Raw genomic sequence first — 23,915 nt, forward strand, 5'->3', positions numbered from 1 at the left:
ACCGGGCAGGCGGCATGGTGTGAGACGTCCCGCTTCCGGTCGTTCTCCGGCCGGTTTCATGATCGCCCGGTATGGTGCTCTACCGGGCCCGGCGTGGCGGGCCGAACGGTCTGAAGGAGGCGTGGTGCGGACGGCGCGGACGTTGGCGAGCCTGGATGAGGTCGCGCTCGGTGACCACGTCTGCTGGTTCATGAATTCCTCCGGCACCCTCCTCTCGGATACGCGGGCGTACGTGGCCGACGGCGCCCTCTACGGGGACAAGGTCGTGGTGATCGGGTCCCCTGGTACTGCTCCGATCCCGCGCGACTGCCGGCCCGCGACCTCGGTGGTCCTTGACTTCCCCGGCCCCGCGGCCGCGTCATCGCTGTTGACCGCGGTCCGCCGGGAAGTCCGTACCGCCGCCCGTGAGGGATTCCGCTCGGTACGGGTCCTCACCGAGGCCACGCCGGTGGCGTTGCCCGGGGGAGTCGAGGAGCTGCTGGCGCAGGAGCTGAAGCTCGACGAGTTCGCGGCCGAGAGCGGAGCGATCGTGGTGTGCGCGTTCCACCCGTCGCTGTGGGACCCGCTGGCCCTGGAGCGGGTGGCGTGCGTGCATCCGCACGAGGTGGGCAGACGGGCGGTGCGTCCGGCCTTTCGGATGTTCAGCACGGGCACGGACGAGTGGAGCGTGGACGGCGTGATCGACTCGGAGGGCGCGGACGCGTTCAACACGGCTGCGAGGGCCGCGATGGCTCACGCGCCCGCTTTGAGGCTCCGCTTCGATGCCCTGGAGATGATCGACGCAGCCGGGATGCACGCGCTCGTCGATGCGGCCCGCCACCTCCCGGACCGGCGGATCCTCGTGGACGGTGCGAACGAGACCGTGCGCCTGTGCTGGCAACTGGCGGGATACGCGAATCAGGGCGTCCCGGTGGTGATGGGACCATGACCACGACACTGCCCCCGACTCCGTCCGGCCCGGAGGAAGCTGCCTTCCGGCACGAGCTCTACCCCTACCGCGGACCCCAGGAGTTCCTGGCCGGCACCCTCGGCTTCATCCACGAAGCTCTCGAGGGCGGTGAGGCGGTCGTCGTCGCCGTCCCCTCCGACAAGACCGTCCTGCTGCGCGACGAACTCGCCGACGAACCCGCAGTCACCTTTGTCGACACGACCACGGCCGGACCCAACCCCGGCCGGCTCGTCGCCGCCTGGGCGGCCTGGATGACAGAGCGCGGCGCAGGAGAGACCCCGGTACGGGGCATCGGCGAAACGGCCTGGCGACAGGCACGCAACCCCGCGCACCTCGCGGAGCTGCGCTACCACGAATGGCTGCTGAACCGGGCCTTCGCGCGCAGCTCCACCTGGTCGATGCTGTGCCCCTACGACGACACCGACCAGGACCCGGACGCCCTGGCCGCCGTCTCCCGCTGTCACCCCCTGATTCGCCGCAACGACATGTACGCGCCCAACGAGGACTACCTCGCGGGCGAGGACTACGTCTTCGAGGCCCTGATCGGCCCCCGTGAGCCGTCCTTCGAGCTCAGGTACACACACGGGGACCTTGCCGTCATCCGCTCGAAGGTGTCCCAGAGCGCGTCGGAGGCCGGCGTGCCCGAGGACCGTCTGGGACAGCTGGCGGTCGCCGTCACGGAGATCGCGACGAACAGCATCCGCCACGGCGGGGGTCACGGCACCCTGCGCGCCTGGACCCAGGACGCCACGTTCCTGTGCGAGTTCCGCGACGCCGGCTACATCAGCGACGTCATGGCCGGACGTACCCGTCCCACCGAAGACCAGATCGGCGGCCGCGGACTCTGGCTCGCCCACCAGCTCTGCGACCTCGTCGAGATCCGCTCCCTCCGCAGTCAAGGCACCACTGTCCGCCTCCACATGGACGCGGAGCAGTAGCCGACCCACAACCAACCCGGTTCCCCTCCCTCCCGGCCATCGAAGATCGCGAAGGCGGTCGCGTGCTGCCGACCCTCGGCGGCATCAGGGGTTGCTCTTCGACCTTCACGGGTTCAGCTGCCAGATGGACGCGTTGAGGGCGGTCGCGAAGGCCACCCACAACAGGTATGGGACGAGCAGGAGCGCAGCAGCGCGGCTCAGCCGCCAGAACAGGACAGCCGTGGTGGCGAGCGCGGCCAGCAGCAGGACGATGTCCAGCAGGGCGAGTCCGAACTGGCGGGCCGCGAAGAACAGCGGGGTCCAGGCCAGATTGAGGACGAGCTGCACCGACCACCACATGTGGGCCCGCCGCACGCGCAGAGGATCCGGTTGGCGCCCGACCAGCCAGGCCGCGACCGCGATCATCCCGTACAGCACCGTCCAGACGGGCCCGAACAGCCAGGCCGGCGGGGCCCAGCCGGGCCGGACCAACGCCGCGTACACCTCACCCGCATCGGCGGAGGCCAGCGCTCCAAGTGCCGCGACGCCGTAACTCACGGCGAGGAAGCCCGCCAGGGCCCACCACTGCCTCGATCCGTGCGGGCGGGCCGGGGCCGGCATCGGTGCTGGTGTCCCGGAATGTGCCACGGCCGGCTCCCGGTGTGCTCGACGACTTCTGACGCGCAGCGCGGCCTGCGTACGCCGCGGCCCGCCATCTCCTCCGCGCGGACACGGCTTTGTTGCTGCTTGCCTCCTCTTCTCCTGCCGGGCCGCTGCCGGATGCGTAACCCGGTCCCATCAGGCAGCGGCGCGGTCGGGCATCACCACCCCCGCGTACCCGGTGCGCCCTTGAACGGCCCCTTGACCTCGGAGGTGATCCAGCCCCCGGTACCGGACTGCCGGAACAGCTCTTGGCGCGTGTCCTGGGGCGGAACGTAGAAGACCGGGGGGTGGCTGGTCTCCAGCACCCGGACCGAGCGACGGGTGTCGGCGATGCGGACCCCTGCGAAGTCGACGACCACGTGACGCCCGTCCGCCTCGACGCGCGGCGGTCGTGGGTAGTCCCACACGGACTCGGCGGGTCGGCCCGATGTCCCGGTCGGGTTCAAAGCCACTCCCCTCGGTCACCGCGCGGCGGGCCCTTGAGCTGGTCGACCACGGCTCGTACGGCTACGGCCGGGTCGCCGCCCTGAGGCAGGGCCATGTCGGTCCCCTCGCCCTACAGGCCGGCGATCCGTGCCACGAAGAAGCCCGCCACGAGGACGGCGCCGAGCACGATCAGCCCCAGGAAGAACCAGGGGTGCTCCCAGATCCCGCCGTCAGGTCGTTCCTGGTGTGCTTCGGCCGTGGAACCCTCCGCTGACGGCGTTTCCTCCGGCAAAACAGGACGGGCGCTCATGGTGCCTCCTCCGCCAGACGCGGTCGTACCTTCTCCTCAACCGTCCGACGCCGGCCACCCGGCCGCACCTCGCATCGTTCGTGCACCGCCTGAACCCCGCCCCGCGAGATCAGAGCTCCGCGCGGTTGGCACGGAAGCCGTCCTGCGCCACGGCTGCCCCGCCGGCTCACCCGCCATCTTCTCGACTTTCGGGTCAGGCCATCAGGGCGGTCAGTTGCCGAGCAGCTCGTCGCGGGCCGTGTGCGTGTACGTGCCCGCGCAGTTCCTCGAGGGCGTGCCCGGGGGAGTCCAGAAGGGCGGAGACCGCCTGGCCCGCTCTCTTCGAGTCCAGCCGGTGCGGGTCGAGGCACAGGCCCGCGCCAGACCTTTCGGCGTCGTGGGCGACGGAGAACTGGTCGCTGGAAAAGGGGAGCACGAGGGCGGGCACGCCTGCGGCCAGGCATTCGGTGAAGGAGTTGTTGCCTCCGTGGTGGACCATGGCGTCCACATGCCGGAGCAGTGCCTGCTGCGGTACGGTCGCGGCCACCGAGACCCGGGGGCCTGCCAGACCCGCCAGTGGCGCTGCCTGGTCCCCGGCTGCGAGGATCACCGAAGTGTCGGGGCGCTCGGCGAGAATGCCCCGCGTCACCGACTCCAGTACGTCCCGCCGGGCCGACAGGAACGTCCCCAGCGCGACCAGCACCAGGCGCGGGCCTGCTTGGCGCAGCCGGGCCACCTCGGCGTTCCAGAAGGGACCCGGGTCGAGCGTGCCGGCGGGGGTGAGGTGCCCGCTGAATACGTAGGCCGGGCCTTCGGGGCGCGGGGGCAGCCAGTCGAGCCGGGGATAGTTCAGCACGACGGCGTGGGGGGAGCACAGAGCGAACGCCCGGCGCGGTATGGGTCGGTGCGGAGCGTGGCGGGCGATGAACCGTGCGAACAATGCGGTGAAGGAGAGGTCGTTCGCCCGCGCCTCTCCACGCAACGTCTGCAGGTCCGCGGCGGTCGGCCGCACCTCCTGCGGCCAGGCGTAGGGAACGCCGAACAGGGCACCCGGTTCGGCCGGCAGATAGCTGGGATGGCCGGGGCAGAAGGTCGCGTACGGCAGGTCCAGACAGTGCAGGGCCAGTGTTGCGGCGTAGCTCAGCTGGTCCACCACGTACCAGTCCGCCGGATGCCGGGCATGCAGCGCCCGCAGCTCCGCGAGGACCCGTTCCGGGTCGGCCAGCATGTCTGCCCTGCGGTGCCGGGCCTGGACCAACAGGGCGGGAACGGCTCCGGCCCGGGTCGCCTCCAAGAACTCCTCCAGGCGTCCGGCCTCACCTTCGGCCTGGACGGTGCGCCGCGCGATGCCCGTGTTCGCGTTGCGGCCGATCCTCAGCGGTGCGAATTCCACCCCCGCGGTCTCGGCCAGGGGTGCGAAACCCTCCGCGCAGGCGAACGTGACCTCGGCACCCGCTGCACGAAGCTCGCCGGCCAGCACGGACAAGGGAGCAGCGTGCGAGTGGAACGGGGGAGCGATCACGGTGACTCGAGGCATGAGGGATCCACTTCCGGCAGACGGCTGTCACGTCTTCTTCCGTACCGGCCCCGCATGCGGAGGCAGCGGTCGGACGGAACTCTGTCCGCATCCGAAGTCGTGGGCGTGACGGAAGGGGAGGTGACCATCCGCCCGAGCGAGAGCAGCGCCCCATGGACGCACACACCCCGCAGGACGGGACCGACCCCTTCGTAGCGGCCCGCCAGAATTTTTGGGCTCCCGAGGCAGCACTGCGGATTCCCGGCACCCCGGGCATCCTGGCGTCCTTCCTGCACACCGAGTACCGGCGCCATGAGCGTCCGGTCCGTCTCCTTGCCGATCCACTCGACGAGAGGCTTGCTTCACTGCGCCGCGACCTGAGGCTCCGAAGGGCCCTCGCACCCGAAGAGCTCTTGGCCGCAGCGCTGCGCGGGGACCACCGGCTGCGCAGTACGGTCATGGAGGCTTGGCATCTGTCGCTTCCCCTCCATGACACCGAGCGTGTGCGACGCGGACTGCGTGAGGAGATCCTGCGCTGCACGGATCCCGGGACCCTGGCCCACCTGATCGACCTCGCCACCGCGGGGTGCCTGAACGTGCTGGAACCGGCCCAATGGGCTGACCTGGCCCGCCGGCAGCCCCTCAACACCAAACCGGCCAGACTCGCCCTGTGGCGCCACATCGCGGGCCACCCCGACCTGCGCCGGATCCTTCCGCTGCCCGGCACGGCCGACGACGCCTATGAACGCCTGCTGCTCGCGGCCGCCGGCGGCCGCCGATTGTTCGAATCTCCTGCCTTTCCGAAGGGCGACGGCCTGCTGGTGGTCCAGTCGATGCTGCTCGGCGAGATGGACAGCCCGGGGGAGGGGAGCAGCGGAGGTCTCGGAGTCCTTCTCGCCGGCTTGGGCGACGCACTCGCGCGCACGCGCGGTATCGATGCGGTGATCACTCTGGTGACGAAGGACGCGCGGGAACTGGGGGAGGAGCCTGACCTCCTGCGCGTCAGGGGAGCCGGGCATTGGACGCTCACCCTGCCGACCGCCCCCCACGACACCGCCACTGCCGGGATTCCCGCCGGAACCGCTCTGACCTGGTGGACGAACAGGGTCCTCGATGGGCTGGGACGACGACCGGACCTCGTCCATGTCAGGTACGCGGACGACGGATCCCTTGCGGTAGCCGAAGCCGCCCGGCAGCTGGGCGCACGCCTGATCTTCACCGCGACACCCGACCCGCACCGTCGCGTCAGCGAACGTCACGCCGGACGCACGGCAACCAGCGAGACCGAAGCGGAGGAACTGCGCCAGGACCTTCACCGCGTATTCGCGGCGGACAGGCTCGTCGACCGTGCCGATGAAGTCGTCGGTATCCCCGGCCGTGGCGGCACGGGCGAGTTGATCCGCTACTTCCCGCAGCTCGCCGCAGTCAGGGGTGGGGAAGGCCCCAGCGCACCTCAGGAGGGGATCACCGCTTACCGGCCCGCCGCCGACGAAGCAATGCGACGGCAGAGTCTCCTCGAGGGTCTCTTCGCCACCGAACTCCCCTCGGCGCTCGACCCCGCCGCGCGCGGCCTGCCCCTGCTACTCACCGTGGGGCGCCTCCACCCGCTCAAGCAGCAGCATGTCCTGGTCCGGGCGTGGATCGAATCCGGCCTCCACCTCCGCTCGACCCTCGTCGTGGTGGGCGGGTCCGCCCGGGCGGAGGGGCGAGATCCAGCGGAACGCGCGGTGCGTTCGGCCATCGCCGACCTGATCGACGAGCACCCGGATGCCGCCGCACGACTGGCACTGGTGCCGGCGATGCCCAACAACGCGGTCCGGTGCCTGGAGCGGGCGTTGGCAGGCCCGGGAACCAGCGGTCGAGCTCATTACGTCTGCCCCAGCGCGAAGGAAGAGTTCGGCATTGCCGTGCTGGAGGCCATGGACGCGGGCCTGCCGGTCGCAGGCACCGGCCGAGGCGGCATTCCGCACTACGTGGAGGACTCGGTCAACGGAATCCTCCTGGACACCTCGTCATCCAAAGCCCTGGCCGAAGGGCTGGAGCGGCTGTTGGAGATGGCCCCGGCGGTCGTCGACGCCATGACCCGCCGCGCCCGTGCCACGGTCCGGGCGCGCTATTCAATTGACGCCGCAGCTACGGCGTTCGCCTCTGTCTACACAAGGCTGCCGCGGACCGAAACGGCGGCACAGCGCACGTGATCCGGTCCCACAACGAGTGCGCCGGCTGCAGCGGTTACACCGCTGCCTGCTGAACGGGAGTAACCGGGTGGCGGCTGAGGGCCGAGCACCTCGTCGATGACAACCTCAAGTGCGGCACGGCAGGGTGCGGATCAAGGATTCCAGCATGGCCGTGTCCTTCCCCGGCTGGCGGTGGTGCCACCGTATCTCCGGGTACCGCCCGTGACCTCGCTGTCCGCGCATCGAAGGGCCATTTCAGTCAGGCGTCCTCAAGGATCTTCGTCCCGGGCCGCTGTTCCCCGGCGTCTGACCAGGTGTCGACGCCGTACTGGCGTAGGGGTGGGGCGGGAAATGGCAATACCGGCCCTTGGATCTGGGGTAGTGGACTCTGGCTTTGTACGGGCACAGGGGGCTCGGTGTACTCCCAAACAGCTCTTTCGGGGGTCTGTCGGGTCATCACATGTACCGGCTCTAAGGGATGAACGCGCTGCGCAGAAACCGTTGGCCAACTCTTGGCTGCTGCTACCAATTACTTTGCGTTCGGCGCAGAGTTGGAATTCCATCTCGCGTTCGGGCGTGAATCGAACTTCTCAAGCAAGAACGGATTTCTTCTCTCATGGCTATCGCCCTCCGCAAGACGCTCGCCCTCACGACGCTGGCCTTGACCGCTTCCCTCCTCCCGGCTGCCGGTGCGCAGGCGGCGGCAACCGCCGCCCCGGCCCTGCGCGCTCCCGGGCTCTACTGCCTCGCGAACGCCTGGAACACCCCGAACATCTCCACCAAGCCCTGCGACCCGAAGGACCAGGGCCAGCACTGGACCCTTGCGGGCCACCAGATCTCCCTGACCAACGCCCCGGCCTACTGCCTGGCGAACACCTGGAACGCCTCGGACGTCTCGGTGAAGCCGTGCAACCCGAAGGACCAGGGCCAGTACTGGAACGTGGCGGGCCAGCAGATCACCCTCTCCTACGCACCGGCCTACTGCTTCGCCAACGCCTGGAACACCCCGAGCGTCTCGACCAAGCCGTGCGACACGAAGGACCAGGGCCAGCGCTGGGTGATCTTCAAGGACCAGATCAGCCTCGCCGCCGCCTGACGCCTTCCCGCGCCCACGGCATTCCCGGCCGGTTCTCGCAAAACCGACCGCATTGACGGCAAGTTGTCAGGGGTCCCCAGGGAGCTCTGACAGCTGGCCCGTAGCCGAGGTGTAGACGTGGTCGCCGTCGGGGGCGACGGCCAGGACGTCAGCCCCGACGGCCCGCTCGGCTACATCGTCAACAACTCCAGCAACACCGTCGACGTCCTGCAGCTCGGCGCCGCGACACCCGCCCCCGCCGTCACCGGCATCAGCCCCGCCTCCGGCACCACCGCCGGCGGCACCGCGGTCACCATCACCGGCACCGACCTGACCGGCGCCACCGCCGTCACCTTCGGCGCCACCCCCGCCACCGGCGTGAGCTGCACGGCGACCTCCTGCACCGCCACCTCACCTGCCCACGCCGCGGGCACCGTCCACGTCACGGTCACCACCCCCGGCGGCATCAGCGCGGTCACGGCGGCCGACCAGTTCACCTACATCGCGCCCACCGCCGACCTCGCCGTCCACGTCACCGCCCAGCCACACCTGGGCATCCTCGTCCCCTACCTCACCTACGCCCTGACCGCGCACAACAACGGCCCCGCGAACTCCACCTCGGCGACCATCACCGCCACCCTGCCCCCGGGCACGGCCGCAACGAACCTGTCCGCCGGATGCACCAGCGCCTCAGGGACGGTGACTTGCACCTACGGCACCCTCACCAACGGCTTCAGCACGAGCAAGACCTTCCGCGTCCCGCTGCACCTGCTGACCCTGGGCCAGGTCAAGGTCACCGCAGGCCGCACGGTCTCCACGCCCACCGACCCCAACACGGCCAACGACAGCGCCACCGCGACCTGCACCGCCGTCTCCATCGTCCTGGTCACCTGCCCCTGAACACCCGGTCCGCGGTCGGCCGGGAAACCCGCCGGCCGCGGACGCCCACGTCGCAACCCCGGGTGCCCGTGGCGAGGAGTCGGGGCGGGCTGTCGGGGTTCAGGACAGCTTGCCGAGGATGCGGCTTGCCGGGGCATCGGGGTCATCGGTCAGGAAGAACCCGAGCCAGGCCGTGGCGTACTCGTCCCGGGTGATGGTGCCGTCGCCGTTGATGTCGAGGACACGGGCCGCCTCCGCCGCGGATTCATGGCTCAGCCCCCCGCTGGTGAACATGGCGACCACGACGGAGACCGGGATCTGGTTGTCGTCGTCCGTGTCCATGGCGGTGAACGTTGCGTCGACGGCCTTGCGGACGGTGGACTGGATCGCCGGGCGGTCGGGCGAGAGCCCGCTCATCGCGGTGCGGAACTCGTCCTGAGTGATCACGCCGTCCGCGTCGGTGTCGGCGTGGTCGACCAGCGACTGCCACCAGGCGTCGTACTCCGCTCGTACGGCGGCGGCCTTGGGCGAGTCGAGCGGGACATGGCTGCCGGCCAGGACCCTGCCGACCATGAGGTTCACATCGTCGCGGTCGAGCCGGCCGTTGCCGTCGGTGTCGTAGAACGCGAACAGGCGATCGCACTTGTCGTGGATGACGTTGGTCATGGGGTCTCCTTTGCCGGCCACACCCGTCCCGATGGTCGGGTTGAGCGGGCGGGCTGCAGTGGGGGCTCTTGGACGGCACGAAGGATTACAGGGAGCGCCGGCCGCGGCGGGTCGTGCTGTCACCCGGGTGGCCCAATCCTGTGCCGGCAGGTCATTCCAACGTGTGATCTTGCGAGAGGTGATGGACCTTGCGCGGGCCGATGAACCCCGTCCTCAGGTGAACGGCTGGGGTCGTGCGTGGAGCTCGGGTCGCTCGGATCCGCTGCACCGGTGCGACCTTGATGTCCGGCCTCCGCGACCGCCGTGGGACCTGCTCTCCGGGTGGGCTGCTTGCAGTACGACCACCACGGTGGCCGCGTCGTCGGCGGCTGGCCGGCCCGTGCGCGCGGAGGCGGCGACGGGGCGCGAAGAGCGTGCGTGGGGGCGCATTCGGATAGAAGATCAATTCGAGTGCGCCTGTGAGGGTGACGGTCCGTTCTTCAAGATCTTGGGTTGCTAGCTTTTCGGCCGTGACTCACCTCGTGGATGCCGGCCCGGAGCCGGACCAGTTCCTTATGCCCTCCCCGTACGAGGCCAGCGAATCGTTTCGCCCGGTCCTGTTCGACCCCGCACGGCCTTCCGGCGCAGCCGCCCTGGCCGCTCTGCGCGCTTCGGGCCAAGTGCGCGAGGTCCACGACCGGATCGAGGACCAGGTCGAGGAGCTCGTACGCAGCCGGGCACCCCAGCAAGCTCTCGCAGCGCAGGCCCTGCGGCGCGCGATCGGCGAGGTCGTCGACGGCCGCCCGGACGCGTACGGGCGGTGGGCCTGGTATCCGTGGTCGGGACAGCTGGTCCACGTCCTGCCCGAGGCGGAGTTCCGCCTGGTGCGCACGGACCGCAACCGGGACAAGATCACCCGCGAACAGCAGGAGGGGCTGTTGCGTCGCCGGGTGGGCGTCATCGGCCTGTCGGTCGGCAGCAGCGCCGCTCTGACCTGCGCGATGGAGGGTGTCGGCGGGGCCTTCCGGCTGGCGGACTTCGACCGGCTCGGCCTGTCGAACCTGAATCGGCTGCGCGCCGGCGTCCACGAGCTCGGTGTGGAAAAGAGCGTGCTGTGCGCCCGGCGCATGTACGAACTCGACCCCTACCTCGACATCGAGATCCATCGAGGCGGCGTCACCGAGGAGAGCATCGCGGACTTCTTCGCCGACGGAGAGGGCGGCTCGGGCCTGGACCTCTTGGTCGAGGAGTGCGACACCCCGTGGGTGAAGGTCGCTGCCCGCGAACACGCCCGACGCCGCCGGATTCCCGTCCTCATGGACACCAACGACCGCGGCCTGCTCGATATCGAGCGCTTCGACCTCGAACCCGACCGCCCGCTCTTCCACGGCCGCACCGGCGCCACGACCGCCGCCGATGTACAAGGCCTCGACCGAGACCAGAGCATCCGATTCCTCCTCGACATCGTCGACGAGCAGCGGCTCAGCCCCGCCATGACCGACGCACTCACCCGCGTCGGACGAACCCTCTCCAGCTGGCCGCAACTGGCCAGCGGCGTCATGCTCGGCGCGGCCCTGGTCACCGATACCGCTCGCCGCATCCTGCTCGGCGAACCGGTGCCGTCCGGACGCCACTCCATCGATCTCGAGGCCCTCGTCCCGGCTCTGGCGGCCCTGCCCGCACCGCACGGAGGCACCCCGTGAACCGAGTCCCCGAACTCCGAGGCCACCACCTGAAGCTGCGGGAACTCCACGCGGGCGACCACGACTCCTTCGCACGGATGCTCACCCACCGCGTACTCACCCGCTACCTCGGCATCGACCGGATGGATGCCGACCAGGCCCACGACGCCTTCACGCAAAGCCTCGCCCAGCCCCACACCCACCCGCGCCGCAAGTACACCCTGGCCGTCTGCCCACCCGACGACGACACCCTCGTCGGCACCATGGGGCTTCTCGTCGAGGACTACGGGAGGAACGCCATGCTCACCAGCCTCGTGCTCCTGCCCGGAGCCCCGGTGCGCGGCCACGGCCACGAGGCGGGCCGTCTCCTCATGGCCTACGGGTTCGGGCACCTGGGCCTGCACCGCATCTGGGCCGGGCACCGCAGCGACCACCACCGGATGTCCACGGTCATGCACGCCGCGGGCCTGCGCCCCGAGGCCACCCTTCGCCAGCTGTTCCGCACCCAGGGCACCTGGCACGACGTCACCACCTACTCCACCGTCGCCCCCGAGTGGAAACTCCAGGCCACCGAGTCCGAACTCGCCATCCTCGAAGCCGGCCCCCACCTCGAACGAGTACCAGCCGGCGCCAGGCCCTGAGGCCCGCGGCCCCACCCGGATCCCCGCGCCAAGGACGTCCTCGGCATCGATGAAGCGGTGGGACATCCGGAGATGCCCGGGCGGAACTGGGGTGCATGGAGGACGAGGAGTTCGAGCACACCGGCCGCGCCCGAGTCGTGGGTGAGGGTCTCTCCGGCGGCTCGTTCCCGCTCGGCCACCAGGCCCGCCGCCGCGGCCCCGGGCGGCCGGCCCCGCCTGACCCGGGAGCTGTACACGGATGCGGTACGGGCCCGCCGAGGGGAGCCGCCGTCCCGCCGCAGGGCCCCGCGCAACCGCGTGTGCCGGAACGCGCTGGGACCGCACTCGACGACGGACCTGCGGGGGCCCGGAAAAACCCCGCGAACGATCGCGACGAGCCCCTCCCGCCCCCCCGCATCCGCGCCGAGGGGGACGTAATCTACGCCGAGGTCTTCTCCAACTTCGCGGGATGCCACCCCCAAAACCAGGTGACCATCGCCGTCAGCGACATCCACGGGACTCGCCCTGGGCAAGGGCCGTGGGCTCTCCAGCAAGCTCCGTGGCTCGGTATCCGGCCGTGTCCGACCGCACCACGCTCCTGCCCGACCTGGAACTGCGACCGGGCATGAGCTTCGCATTCGAGCCGAACCACGTGGTACTCGTCTCCCATGAGCCAGTTCCACGACTTCAACCTCAAGCTGCTCGTCATCGAGGAGCTCATGTACGGCCCCGAGCCGCTCCTGCCGGTCTACGACCTGCCCGCGCGGCTGGCGGAGCAGGGGATCGGCGATCCCGCGTCCTACGTCCTGGAGAACGGCCTCCATGCGGAGGTGCTTGCGGAGTCCCGGGCTTATTTCGAGGCCCTGGAGATACCGGCTGCGCTGCTCGCAGCCGTCGAGGAGCTGTGCTTCGACGCAGGGGCGGACGTATTTGGGCACTGCGCCCCGGCCTGGGACGGCGAGGACGACCTGTTCGACGTCCGGTCGCTTGACGATCTGGCCCTGCTGCCCAACCTGCGGGAGGTCACTTTCGTGGAGGACGGCGTCCTGGCGGTGCCGGACGCAGCGGAGGTCTTCGCCAGGCGAGGCATTGACACGGACTGAGCCCGCTCACCTGGCAGCGCTTTCGAAATCCGGCCCCGCTACCGCGCGGCTGGGTGGGTCCTGAACACGCCCCGGCGTCACCGTCGACGACGGGCACTGCCTCCGTCAATGCCCCTTATGGGCCGGGCGGGTGGTGTTGCGGTATCGCAGGCCGGCCAGGTCGACGATTCCTGGTCGGGGTCCGTACGTTGCCGGTTGAGATTCGGGCGACGGAAGGAAACCTGGTGGAGCGCAAGACAGGCAGCTGGTGGGCAGCAGCGGCGTTGGGCGTGCTGACGACGGCATCGCTGTCGGGCACGGCGGGCGCCCAGACGCCCACCCTCGTGGATCCGCCCTCCGCGTCGGCCTCGCCCTCGGCGTCGCCTTCGGGTTCGTCCCGGTCGGATGAGTGGTACGGAGCGAACCACCCCGGCCAGACCGATCCCAGCGACCCCAACGGCAACGACTGGCACTGCGACCGCTCGGGCAGCTGGCACAACGACGAGATGGACCGCACCGGGCACCCGGACAGCCGCTGTACACCCTGGTAGCAGACCCCGGCCCGTTGGCGGCCGTGTCCCTCGCCGGGAGCCATCTGTCCTTCAACGCCCGCATCCGCCGAGCCGTCAGGGCCCGCGACACTTCCCCCCTGTCATGGTCCGCTTGCCCATGGCCGTCCGTACCGTAGAAAGCCGAGGGCTGGAGCGGCCGGCCGCGTGCCGGAAGGAGCACAGCGAGAGGCGAAATCAGGGTGGTCGCGGGGGCACCTGTCCCGGCTGCTCACGGAAGCTCCGGCACCTACGGTGCCCCCTGTCAGAAACGGCAGGAATTCGCGCGTACGCACCGGGGCCGTCCCGCCGCCGAGGTCCTGCCGTTGCTGACACGTGCCGTGGACCGGGCACTGCTCGGTCTCTCACGCGCGGACCCGTGGGAGCAGGCGCCCGCCGCGCCCCGCGAACGCCACCGCACCGCGGTAGGGCTGCATTCATGCAACCTTGATGACGTGCTTGCCGCGGACGCCTCCGGCTTCGAGGGCGCGGTGGGCTTCCGCGATGCCGTCGAGGGTGTGAACGGTGTCGATGACGGGGACGAGGTCGCCGTTCTCGGCGTACTGGGCGAGTTCGGTGAGGAGCCGGGTGCCGGGGTTGCCGCTGAAGATGCGGATGCGTCCCCGGCCGTGGATGGCCGAGGCGAGGATGGTGGTGAGGCTGGCGACGGGGCGGTTGAGGTCGGTGGTGATGGCGACCATGCGGCCGCCCGGTGCCAGCAGGCGGCGCAGGCGGGACTGCTGGGTGCCGGCGGCATCGAGGATGACGTCGAAGGACGGCAGCTGTGAGAGGGGGGTCGTGCGATAGTCGAGCACCTCGTCGGCCCCCAGGCCGCGGACGAAGTCGAGATTCCGTGCTCCGGCCAGTGCGACGACGTGCGCGCCCAGCATCTTGCCGATCTGAACGGCCACGCTCCCCACGCCTCCGCTGGCGCCGCGTACCAGCAGCCGCTCCCCGGGCTTGATCGCCGCGTGGTCGCGTAGCGCCGTCAAAGATGTGGTCCCGCCCGCCAGCAGGGAGATCGCTTCCGCGGGAGTCAGGTTCCGAGGGGCGGGGGAGATCTTTCGGGGGCTGATGGCCACGTACTCGGCCATGCTGGCCACCTTCAGCCGCTGAATGCCCCACACCCGGTCACCGACACGCACTCCGGTGACCGAGGCGCCCACCGCGGCGATCTCGCCTGTGAAGTCGACCCCGGTGCCCTGGGGGAATGTGCGGCCGGTGATCAGGCGCAGTTTGCCCGCACGTCCTGCGAGTTCACCGCCGTTGACGCTGGCCGCGTGGACACGGACCAGGACCTGGTCAGGCTTGACCGCTGGTATCGGCACGCTTCCGACGTACAGAACCTCCGGAGGCCCGTAGCGGTCGAAGAGGGCAGCACGCATCTCACTCATGTTCTTGTCCTGTTCCACGTTCAAGGTGCCGGGGGAGCGGCCGGCCCCGCCGGTACACTCACGCTAACCCCCTAAACGGGCGACACCTTCCACTTACAGAGAAGTGAGAGACATGCCTGCTCAGCCCTCTCACGAACCCCCTCAGCGGGCCGAGGGCCGGGCCGACGCCGGTCCGGCAGAGCGGCGCGCAGACGCCAGGCGCAACCGCGCCCGTATCCTCCAGGCAGCCCAGGATGCCTTCGCCGACAAGGGCATCGACGTTCCCCTGACCGCGGTGGCCCGCCGCGCGGGCGTCGGCGCCGCCACCCTCTACCGGCACTTCCCTACCCGCGCCGCCCTCGTGAGCGCCGCCTTCGCCGAGCAGCTCGCCGTGTGCGTGGCCGCTCTCGACGAGGCGCTCGACGATCCGGACCCGCTGCGCGGCCTGCGCAACCTTCTTGAGCAGGTGTGCGCCATGCAGGCCACCGACCGCGGCTTCGCGGCGGCGTTCATGGAGCACTTCCCCGACGCTCTCGACTACGACCAGGAGAGCGCCCGGGCCGAGGACGGGCTGGCGCTGCTGATCGAACGCGGCAAAAGGACCGGCCAGCTCCGCGCTGACGTGGCCCCCGCTGACGTAACCCTCCTGCTGCTGGCCAACAGGGGCCTGGCCGGACAGCCCGAGGAAACCGCGCTGGCAGCCTCCCGCCGCCTGCTCGCCCACTTCCTCCGCTCGGCCCAAACCCGATACACGAGCCCCATGCCACCACCCCCACACCTGGGGCTGCACAAAGTTCACCCGCACCTCTGAGACCCAACGCCCAGCACGGCGTCAGGGCCAGCGCTTGAAGATGCCCTTGATCCGTACAGGCGTTCGCGCATCACCCCGTGCGGAGGGGAGTCCACCGAAACCGATGCGGTAACGGGGGTGTGCCGCGAGTCTGTTGCGGTCGGTTTTCGGAGTGGCGGAGTGGCGGAGGGGCGATTGACGATGCGGTCGGCCCCTCATCGAGGTCCGGTGTCGAGGCCGTTCCAGGTCTGTTCCAGTGCGGTGCGATGAGCTCTGCGGGAGATCACGAAGGAAGCCGGCGTGGACCGCCGTCTGTTCACGAGATTGTCGGGCGAGGCACCGGTCGCGACACCGCCAAAGACAACGGCGGAGCGCCGGGCCGCCGGCACGCACCAGCGGGTCAGATCCGCCTTCAGGGAGCCCGGCCCAGGATCGCCGTGGAGCGCGGTGTCAATCCGGGTGAACCGGCGAGCCCACAGCGCCGGTTCAACGTGACCCCTCTCCGGGGCCGGCAGCCTCCCTACCGATGTGCTCACGATACGAGGTCGGTCACCAGCCCCTCGAAGGCGGCCCGTCCCGCTGCTGTCCAACTGCACACGAACTTCCATCGAGGTTGAGCGAACCGTGAACCGACCGATCACCTGCAACCGGCAATGGGACCGGGCAGAGCGCCGTGCACGCGCCTGGGCCGACCGCATGGGGCTGCTCACGACCCCGGAAGAGACGCGGCGTCTGGAGAGGATGGGGCAGGGAAGGATGGCCGGCTTCGTCGCTCCCTGGGCGGACCCCGCCGAACTCGAACTCCTCGCACAATGGGGTGCCTTCATCGCATTGGTCGACGACAGCTTCGACCGCGGACCGGGCAACGGCAGTCCCTCACACGTACGGGCCCTCATGGACTGCCTGGTCTCCGTAGTAGACGGGTCGGCCGCCACATCCGATCCGTCCATTCCCGCGGTGCGGGCGATCATGGACCTGTGGAACCGCTCGACACCGGCCACCAGCCCGCAATGGGCCGGGCGATTCGCCGCCCGCTACCGCGACTTCGCCGACGCCACCTGCGAAGAATCCCTGCTGCGCACCAGGCGCACCCCTCTCGCGCTGTCCCGCTACGTGGAGATGCGCCGGCACACCATCACGGTGCTGCCGATGCTCGCTCTGGTGGAGCGCGGGCTGTCCGGCGAGGAGGGCGACCTGGAGAGTCTGCGCGAGGCCACCGCAGATCTCGTCGCGTGGACCAACGACCTGGCGTCGGCGGAACGGGAATCCGCTGAAGGAAAGGACAACCTCGTCTCGGTCCTCGCGCGCGAACGCCGGTGCACCCACCACGAGGCTGCCGCGATCGCCCGCACGATGATCAGCGAACGCATGGACGCCTTCGACGCGGCAGCGGCAGCCGCACTCGCTCAAGGCCCGCACACTGCAGGTCTGAGTACACGGGTCGATCGGATCCGCTCCTTCCTCGACGGGGCCCTGGCCTGGCAGGGGGAAACACGACGCAACGACCCCGAGGCAGCCGCCCCCGATGCCGCCCGACCGGCAAGGTCAGAGTGGGCCGGCAACGATCCTGCGCCCTTCGGTCCGGCCACCGGATGGCTCGGCCCCTGGCTGGGTCCCTGGCAGGGCCCCGGGCAGGCACCGACAGACGTGCCGAGGAGCATCGAGCGCCTCACCCGGCTTCTCTCACTGGCCGTCTCGCCCGCAGGAGCGGTGACCGACCGGTGCGCCAGCCGGGTACTCGAATCGGCACTGTTCCTTGCCCTCCTGCGCGCCGCACGGACGCACGAGCCCCAGCAGGAACAGCTGACCTCGTTCCTGCGCTCACGCCGGGCGGGCGCGGATCCCGTCGACGCCCTTTTGATCGATGCCTGCCTCCACCCCGCCGAAACAGCGGGACGGGCAGGCCAGGCCGTCGCGGAGCTTGCCGGAGGGCTGAACCGAGGAACCGGCGGGCGCGGCCGGTTCAAAGCCGCCATGTTGCAGGCCGTGCTTCACCTGCTGTGCGACGCCCCCATGACGGACGACGATCTCCTGCCGCCGATGCCGCCGGACCGGATCACGACGTACACCGATGTCAATCTCCTCGCCATCCGAGCGATCTGCGCCCGGGCGACAGGCCACCCGCACATGGTGACCGGAGCCGAACGCAACCGGCTGGTCGACTCGCTGGACTCCGGCCGCAACCGGCTGTTCTGGGAGGCCGGCGCCACCACCCACCTGCTCGCCCTGCACGCCGTTCGCGGCTTCCGCCCCGGCCACCCGGTGGTGGACGACGGCATTCTGAGGATGACGCTGGCTCAGAACCGCGACGGAGGCCTGCCGTTTCTCGACAGCCAGGACCTCTGGCTCGCAGCCGTCGCCGGACTGGCCTTCCTCGCCGATGACCGGCTGCGCCCGCTCACGGGCCGGATGGCCGAGTTCGTCGCCTCCTGGCAGGCGCCCGACGGTGGCTGGCCGTTCGCCAGCGCCATGTCCCAGACGGACCTCGACACCACCACCCGCTGCATGGAGTTCCTCCAGGCCCGTGCCCCCGAGCGCTACGCCTCCCACCTGCGACGGGCCACCCGGTACCTGGAAGCCATGGCCGGGCCGGACGGCGGCTTCCCGACCTGGGTCCGCGGCGACGCGCCCGACCTGGACATGACCGCCGGGGCCCTCCTCGCACTCGCCCCCACCGGGCGGCACCACGCAATGCTCACCAGGTCCGCCGGGTTCATCCTCGACGCCCAGCGACCCGACGGAACCTTCGAGCGCAGCTGGACGATCAGCGAGTCCAGCGGGATCCTCCGCGCGCTCGACGCCCTGCACGCGGTCCCGCAGCCGTCGGCTTCCCTCGCCGCCCGGATCACCGAAGCGACCGCGCGGGCAGTGTCACACCTGACGGCCGTGCAGAACGCCGACGGAGGCTGGGGCCGGCAGAACGACGACTCCAGCGACGTGCTGTCGACGGCGCAGGCAGTGCCCGTCCTGGCCCGCCACGGCAACCACGCGTACGCCCGCCGCGGGATCCGCTACCTCCTGGCCCACCAGGACTCCGACGGCGGATTCACCTCCGTACCCGACCAGACGGGCCCGCGCCCGCTGCCGTTCGACTTTCCGGTCCTGGCCTCCCTCCACACCCTGCCGGCCCTCCTCACCGCAGCCTCCCTCACCCACGATCCGGCCGCCCCGTCGCCGAGCTCCGCGCCCCACCGAAGGACCCGGTCCAGCGGCCGAGCCCCCAGCCCCGTGGACTGGTCGGCCCTCGACGGCAGCATGAGCGGAACGCTGCTGGAGCCCCACGACGCCGGCTACGAGCAGGCACGGCTCGTGGTCAACCAGCGCTACGACGACGTGCGCCCGCAAGCCGTGGCCTACCCGGCCACCGCCGAGGACGTCGCCGCGTGCGTGACCTTCGCGCGCGAGCGCGGCGTACAGCTGACGATCCGCTCAGGCGGCCACAGCTACGCGGGGTACTCCACCGGTCCCGGCCTCGTGGTCCACCTGCGCGAACTGAACTCGATCACGGTGGGCGACGGCCGGGTCAGGCTGGGCGCGGGAACCCTGGGGATGGCGGCCCACCTGGCCCTGGCCGCATCCGGAGCGGGCCTGCCACTGGGGCGCTGCCCCTCCATCGGGGTGGCCGGAGCGACCCTGGGCGGCGGCCTGAGCGCCTTCACCCGGTCCTGGGGCCTGGCCATCGACCACCTCACGGGCGTGGACATCGTCACCGCCGACGGGCAACTCCGCAGCGTCGGCGCTCATTCCTCCGGTGCCGACCGTGATCTCTACTGGGCCATGCTGGGCGGCGGCGGAGGCAACTTCGGCGTGGTCACCGCACTGGACTACACCACGGTGGACATCAGCGCCATGGCCTTCACCAGCATCGTCATGCGCTGGCCCATGAAGGACATGTCCGCCCTCATCCAGGGATGGACGGCCTGGAACGCCGACCCGAACCTGCCGCGCGAACTGCGCACCGCCATCGAACAGCTCAGCGACAGGGGCGCGCCCTCCGAACTCGTCGTCACGGGAACCTTCATCGGCACCCCCCGCGCAGTCCAGCCGCTCCTCGACGGCTTGGTCGCCGCCGTCGGCAGGCCCGAGAGCGACCGCGTCACCCACCCCGTCAGCTACGTCCAGGCGGCAGCCGAACCGGAGCGGTGGGGCGGGGGAACCATCGGGCCCCGCGTTGCCTTCGCGGCCAAATCGCAGATCGTCCGCCGGCCCATGACCCCGGCGGCAGCCGACGCCATGGTCGCCGCGGTCAACCGGCTCCACCGGCTGGGCGGCGTCACCGGAGCCGGAGGGCTGCTCATCGACTCCATGGGCGGGGCGGTCAACGACGTGGCTCCGGATGCCACCGCCTTCCCTCACCGGTCGGCGGTCGGTGTCGTCCAGTACCACTCCTACTGGCACGAGTTCACCCCGCAGACCCACATCGAACAGCGCGTGCAGTGGCTCCGTGACATCCACAGCACCATGCACCCCCACCTGGGCACCGGTGGCTACGTGAACGGCATGGACCCCGAACTCGACGCATGGGAAAGCGCCTACTACGGCGACAATCACCCCCGCCTGCAACGCGTCAAGGCCGCAGCGGACCCGGACCGGTTCTTCACCCAGCCCCAGGCCCTCACCCCGGCCACGACCTCCTCCACCGGTACGGCCACGACACCCACCGGACCGCGTCCCACCGTCCGGGCTCATGGCCAGCGCACCGACGCGGAGCTCACCCGGCTGGCACGAAGGCTTCGTGGGCGGCTCCTGCGCCCGGGGGACCCGGAATACGACAAGGCCCGGGTGCTGCACAACCAGCGCTACGACGTCGTCATGCCCACAGCCATCGCCCGCATCGCGGACGAGGACGACGCCGCGGCGTGCCTGGCCTACGCCGCCGAGACCGGCACGGCGACCGCCGTCCGCGCCGGTGGCCACAACTACGCGGGCTTCTCCACCACCCCGGGGCTGGTGATCGATGTCGCCGCCCTGAACGGCATCACCGTCTCACGTGACAGGGTGCGCCTGGGCGCCGGCGTCAGCAGCACGAGCGCCGGACAGGCCCTCGCGCGCTCCGGCCTGGCGATCGCAGCAGGACGGTGGGGGTCGGTCGGGGTCGCAGGCCTGACCCTCGGCGGTGGCAAGAGCGCCTTCACCCGCGCTTGGGGACTGTCCTGCGACCGGCTCATCGGAGCGACCATCGTCACCCCGGACGGATGCACGCGCCACCTCACCTGCGCACCCGAGGATCCCGACCGCGAACTGTTCTGGGCCCTGCGCGGCGCAGGCGGAGGCAACTTCGGCGTCGTCACGGCCCTGGAGTTCCAACCGGTCGACATCACCGGCCTTTCGTTCGCGCACTTCCAGATCCAGTGGGCGCACGCCGACATGGCGAGCGCGCTGCGCGGATGGCAGCACTGGATCATCGACCCCCGTACACCGCGCGAGGTCTCCTGCGACGTACGGATCCTGCTCGACGGCAGCGGGCCTTCCCAACCCATCGTGCACGGCGCCTGGATCGGCGGCACCCCCTCGCTTCTCCGCGAGATCGACCGCCTGATCACAGCCGTCGGACGCCCGCCGAAACGGATCACCGTCACACCCGGCAGCTACGTCGAATCCGCCATGGTCACCGACCACCCCCTGCGCGACAGCGCCACCCACTCCGAATCCGCCTGGCCCGCCCCTGCCTTCACGGACCCGGGGGCCCACAACGACTCGGGCGGCGCCCCCGGCGGCGACGACCGGATGGCCTGGGCCGGGAAGTCGCACATCGTCCGTGCCCCCATGACCGAAGCCGCCACCGCCACCCTGATCGCAGGCATCGACGACCTCCACCGCCTGGGCGCCACCGGCGGCTTCTACCTCGACTCCCTGGGAGGCGCCGTGGCCGACATGACCAGCAGCGCGACGGCGTTTCCCCACCGAAACGCCCTGGCAGTCCTTCAATACATCACCACATGGCCCCGGACGTGCCCGCCCTCCGACTCCGCCGCCAGGCTGGATTCGATGCGAAACACCCACGCAGCCATGCAGATGCACCTGGGCCCCGGGGCCTACGTCAACGACACCGATCCCGAACTCCTGGGCTGGGAACACGCCTATTACGCCGACAACTACCCCCGGCTACAGAAGGTCAAGGCGACCTACGACCCCGACCAGGTGCTCGACTTCCCCCAGGCCGTCCGAGCCCCCTCCCGGCCGGCCTTCCCCACTCAGCCACAGGCCTCAGCCGGCACCCGCTCCACGGACGGACCCCCGCGGCACCATCCCAGTGGACAGCACCACATGCTCACAGGACCACCGCGACGGGCGACTTGGCAGTCACTCTTTTCAACCTGAAGGTGTGGCTGGCCTGTTGGGGGCCGACGGCCAGCAACGGGAGATCGGTACGCGGTGGCGAAAACCACCCACCGGCCGCCAGCCCTTGTGCGCCCCGGCCACCTGCGGTGCGGAGACACCTACGCCGAGCGGGCCCCGGCCCCGGACCCCAGGTCGATGTCACGCGGGGAGGAGCCGACGGTGATCGACCCGGTGACGGTATTGGTGGCGGGATCGACGACGGAGACGGTGTTGCCGCCGACGTGCCGCGGTCGGAGCCCGGGGACGGGCTCCTGAATCCCCACCGGCGCGGTCGTACCGAACACGGCGGGGTCCCACGTCATGTGACCCCGCGTCAGCGGAGCCGCGTGAGGCGACCTTCCGTGTCCACGCTGGCACGGCACGTACGCAGCCTGGGCCTGAACAGGCGAACCGGCCAGGCCCTCCGGCGAATTGGCCGTAAAGTGCCGCCGGGCAGCACCAGGCGTGCCGGGGCCCGGCCTGGCGCACCGACGGCCGCAGCGCGACCGGGGGCGCAGGCAACCTCCCGGCCCACATGCCGCGTCGCCCCCACCGGCACGGCCGGTCAGCGGGCGCGCACGGCCTGCCGCTGGACTGCCTGTCCGATTCTGGACGGTGATGACGTGGTGACAAAAAGTGATTGTCGGAGGAGGCTTGCACCGGCCCGGCCTTCGCCGGCCGCCTTCGACAGGAGCCTCATGAAGATCACGTCTTCGTCCGTCGGCACCATCACCACCGCCCAGCCCACCCCGCAGATGACCATGGCCAAGGGCACCGATGGCCGTATCCTGATCGCCTCCAACACCAACGGCCTGGTCTACACCGGCTGGATCACCGCCGACAGCACGAAGACCTCCAACACCTACGTCAGCGCACAGGCCAAGACCGCCGGCACGCCCGTCGCCGCCGCGGCGGCCGACGGACGGATGGCCGTGTTCTACCGGGACCCCGGCAACCAGCTGATGTACCTGCGGGAGAAGGCCGACCACACCGGCTGGGAGAAGCCCGCCTGGGTGGCCGGGGCACTGCTGCTCGGTGACCCGGCGGTCGGCCGCATCGCCGACGGCCGGATCGAGCTCTACCTCACCGGCACCGACGGCGTGCTCTACCACACGTGGGCCACCGCCCCGGGCGCCGAAGGCTGGCCGCCCGCCCAGAAGATCGGCGGCGGCAACGTCCGCGTGCTGGCGACGGCGTCCACCGCCGACGGCCTGCAGGCCTTCCTCCACGTCAACACCGCCGCCCAGCTCTGGATGATCCAGCAGACCCCGCCCAACGGAGCCTGGTCGGCCTTCACCAACCCCGCCAACAACATCACCGGCCCACTGGCCGTCGCACCCGCCAGGAACTACCCCCTGATCGGGATGTTCCCCGCCCCGGACGGCACCCTGCTCAGCGTCCAGCAGAACACCGCCGGAACCTGGAGCGGCCCGGCCCCGCTGCCATTCGGCCAGCCGGCCCCCAACGCCTACCCCTCGGTGCGTCCGGTCCTGCTGCCTGGACCGACCCAGGGACAGCTGATCGCCGTCGTCGCCGGCGCCGGACAGCAGTGGATCCTGGAAGAGCCCGCCACCGGCTCCGGCCCCTGGACCGTCCTGCAGCACACCCCCAAGGACGCCGCCGGAAAGGTCCTCAGCCAGGCGGCCACCCTCGACGGCACCACCCTGACCGTCGCCACTTTCTACGCCTCCGGCCTGCAGTACGACAGGTACACCTACAGCGCCTGACCACCGCAGGGCCGCGCGGAGGGCTGTGACGCTCCAACGCCATCGGAGACCGCTTACCCGGGGAGGGCCGTGCGGACCGCGCGACCCCCTCCCGCGCCCCCGGGGCACCGCCCACCGTCGGGATCTCCTGCTCCGCGACGGCGGAGACAACTGCGCGTCCCCGCCGTCGCGGCCCGCGTACGGGACGAGCTCACGGACGTCCTCGCAACACCAGCCGGACGGGTGGGGGAACTCGC

At 70.6% G+C, this 23,915-nt stretch carries 19 protein-coding genes; 12 read left to right on the forward strand and 7 right to left on the reverse strand.

The window, feature by feature from the left end:
* Positions 1-142: 142 nt before the first annotated feature.
* Positions 143-928: an MEDS domain-containing protein gene (locus tag ACFWNV_RS05200; protein WP_383940724.1), complete on the forward strand. Its 786-nt coding sequence runs from the start codon at positions 143-145 to the stop codon at positions 926-928.
* Positions 925-1,887 carry an anti-sigma factor RsbA family regulatory protein gene (locus tag ACFWNV_RS05205; RefSeq protein ID WP_383940726.1) on the forward strand — a complete coding sequence of 321 codons (963 nt, stop codon included), beginning with the start codon at positions 925-927 and terminating at the stop codon, positions 1,885-1,887. Before ACFWNV_RS05200 ends, ACFWNV_RS05205 begins: the two co-directional genes overlap by 4 nt.
* A 105-nt stretch (positions 1,888-1,992) precedes the next feature.
* Here the strand turns inward: ACFWNV_RS05205 and ACFWNV_RS05210 are convergent, their stop codons facing one another.
* The 4 genes from ACFWNV_RS05210 to ACFWNV_RS05225 form a co-directional block, all read right to left on the reverse strand.
* Positions 1,993-2,487 carry a TspO/MBR family protein gene (locus tag ACFWNV_RS05210; RefSeq protein ID WP_383940728.1) on the reverse strand — a complete coding sequence of 165 codons (495 nt, stop codon included), beginning with the start codon at positions 2,485-2,487 and terminating at the stop codon, positions 1,993-1,995.
* 200 nt (positions 2,488-2,687) lie between these two features.
* Positions 2,688-2,975, reverse strand: a complete 288-nt coding sequence (locus tag ACFWNV_RS05215; protein ID WP_383940731.1) for a DUF427 domain-containing protein — start codon at positions 2,973-2,975, stop codon at positions 2,688-2,690.
* A 110-nt stretch (positions 2,976-3,085) separates the two neighbouring features.
* A complete protein-coding gene (locus ACFWNV_RS05220) occupies positions 3,086-3,265 on the reverse strand; it encodes a DUF6480 family protein (protein ID WP_383940734.1) in 180 nt (59 codons plus the stop codon).
* Between the two features lie 193 nt (positions 3,266-3,458).
* The gene (locus ACFWNV_RS05225; RefSeq protein ID WP_383940862.1) at positions 3,459-4,724 is read right to left on the reverse strand and encodes a glycosyltransferase; all 1,266 of its coding nucleotides are present in this window, start codon (positions 4,722-4,724) and stop codon (positions 3,459-3,461) included.
* A gap of 209 nt (positions 4,725-4,933) precedes the next feature.
* Here ACFWNV_RS05225 and ACFWNV_RS05230 point away from each other — a divergent pair, with 209 nt between their 5' ends.
* The 3 genes from ACFWNV_RS05230 (at position 4,934) to ACFWNV_RS05240 (ending at position 8,912) form a co-directional block, all read left to right on the forward strand.
* The gene (locus tag ACFWNV_RS05230) at positions 4,934-6,958 is read left to right on the forward strand and encodes a glycosyltransferase family 4 protein (RefSeq protein ID WP_383940737.1); all 2,025 of its coding nucleotides are present in this window, start codon (positions 4,934-4,936) and stop codon (positions 6,956-6,958) included.
* A 595-nt stretch (positions 6,959-7,553) separates the two neighbouring features.
* Positions 7,554-8,033: a ricin-type beta-trefoil lectin domain protein gene (locus ACFWNV_RS05235; RefSeq protein WP_383940740.1), complete on the forward strand. Its 480-nt coding sequence runs from the start codon at positions 7,554-7,556 to the stop codon at positions 8,031-8,033.
* A 117-nt stretch (positions 8,034-8,150) separates the two neighbouring features.
* Entirely contained in the window at positions 8,151-8,912 is a 762-nt protein-coding gene (locus tag ACFWNV_RS05240) for an IPT/TIG domain-containing protein (protein ID WP_383940743.1), read from the forward strand.
* A 99-nt stretch (positions 8,913-9,011) separates the two neighbouring features.
* On the opposite strand, the gene ACFWNV_RS05245 is transcribed toward ACFWNV_RS05240, so the two are convergent.
* A complete protein-coding gene (locus ACFWNV_RS05245; protein ID WP_383940746.1) occupies positions 9,012-9,557 on the reverse strand; it encodes an EF-hand domain-containing protein in 546 nt (181 codons plus the stop codon).
* 509 nt (positions 9,558-10,066) lie between these two features.
* Here ACFWNV_RS05245 and ACFWNV_RS05250 point away from each other — a divergent pair.
* From ACFWNV_RS05250 to ACFWNV_RS05265, 4 genes are all read left to right on the forward strand, one after another.
* On the forward strand, positions 10,067-11,239 hold the full coding sequence (locus ACFWNV_RS05250) for a ThiF family adenylyltransferase (RefSeq protein ID WP_383940749.1): 1,173 nt from the start codon (positions 10,067-10,069) through the stop codon (positions 11,237-11,239).
* Positions 11,236-11,859, forward strand: a complete 624-nt coding sequence (locus ACFWNV_RS05255; RefSeq protein ID WP_383940752.1) for a GNAT family N-acetyltransferase — start codon at positions 11,236-11,238, stop codon at positions 11,857-11,859. The genes ACFWNV_RS05250 and ACFWNV_RS05255 overlap by 4 nt, the downstream gene beginning before the upstream one ends.
* A gap of 647 nt (positions 11,860-12,506) precedes the next feature.
* Positions 12,507-12,941, forward strand: coding sequence for a DUF6892 domain-containing protein (locus tag ACFWNV_RS05260; RefSeq protein WP_383940755.1), 435 nt, complete (start codon positions 12,507-12,509; stop codon positions 12,939-12,941).
* 224 nt (positions 12,942-13,165) lie between these two features.
* The gene (locus ACFWNV_RS05265; RefSeq protein WP_383940758.1) at positions 13,166-13,471 is read left to right on the forward strand and encodes a hypothetical protein; all 306 of its coding nucleotides are present in this window, start codon (positions 13,166-13,168) and stop codon (positions 13,469-13,471) included.
* A 434-nt stretch (positions 13,472-13,905) separates the two neighbouring features.
* On the opposite strand, the gene ACFWNV_RS05270 is transcribed toward ACFWNV_RS05265, so the two are convergent.
* Positions 13,906-14,862: an NAD(P)-dependent alcohol dehydrogenase gene (locus ACFWNV_RS05270; RefSeq protein ID WP_383940761.1), complete on the reverse strand. Its 957-nt coding sequence runs from the start codon at positions 14,860-14,862 to the stop codon at positions 13,906-13,908.
* 112 nt (positions 14,863-14,974) lie between these two features.
* On the opposite strand from ACFWNV_RS05270, the gene ACFWNV_RS05275 reads away from it, so the two are divergent.
* The gene (locus ACFWNV_RS05275; RefSeq protein WP_383940764.1) at positions 14,975-15,652 is read left to right on the forward strand and encodes a TetR/AcrR family transcriptional regulator; all 678 of its coding nucleotides are present in this window, start codon (positions 14,975-14,977) and stop codon (positions 15,650-15,652) included.
* 735 nt (positions 15,653-16,387) lie between these two features.
* Positions 16,388-21,952 (forward strand): FAD-binding protein, encoded by a 5,565-nt coding sequence (locus ACFWNV_RS05280; protein WP_383940766.1) that lies wholly within the window; start codon positions 16,388-16,390, stop codon positions 21,950-21,952.
* A gap of 119 nt (positions 21,953-22,071) precedes the next feature.
* On the opposite strand, the gene ACFWNV_RS05285 is transcribed toward ACFWNV_RS05280, so the two are convergent.
* Positions 22,072-22,275 carry a hypothetical protein gene (locus tag ACFWNV_RS05285; protein ID WP_383940769.1) on the reverse strand — a complete coding sequence of 68 codons (204 nt, stop codon included), beginning with the start codon at positions 22,273-22,275 and terminating at the stop codon, positions 22,072-22,074.
* A gap of 375 nt (positions 22,276-22,650) precedes the next feature.
* Here ACFWNV_RS05285 and ACFWNV_RS05290 point away from each other — a divergent pair, with 375 nt between their 5' ends.
* A complete protein-coding gene (locus ACFWNV_RS05290; RefSeq protein WP_383940772.1) occupies positions 22,651-23,679 on the forward strand; it encodes a hypothetical protein in 1,029 nt (342 codons plus the stop codon).
* The last annotated feature ends 236 nt before the right edge of the window (positions 23,680-23,915 follow it).

The sequence above is a fragment of the Streptomyces sp. NPDC058401 genome (genome assembly GCF_042722885.1).
Classification (GTDB): Bacteria; Actinomycetota; Actinomycetes; order Streptomycetales; family Streptomycetaceae; genus Streptomyces.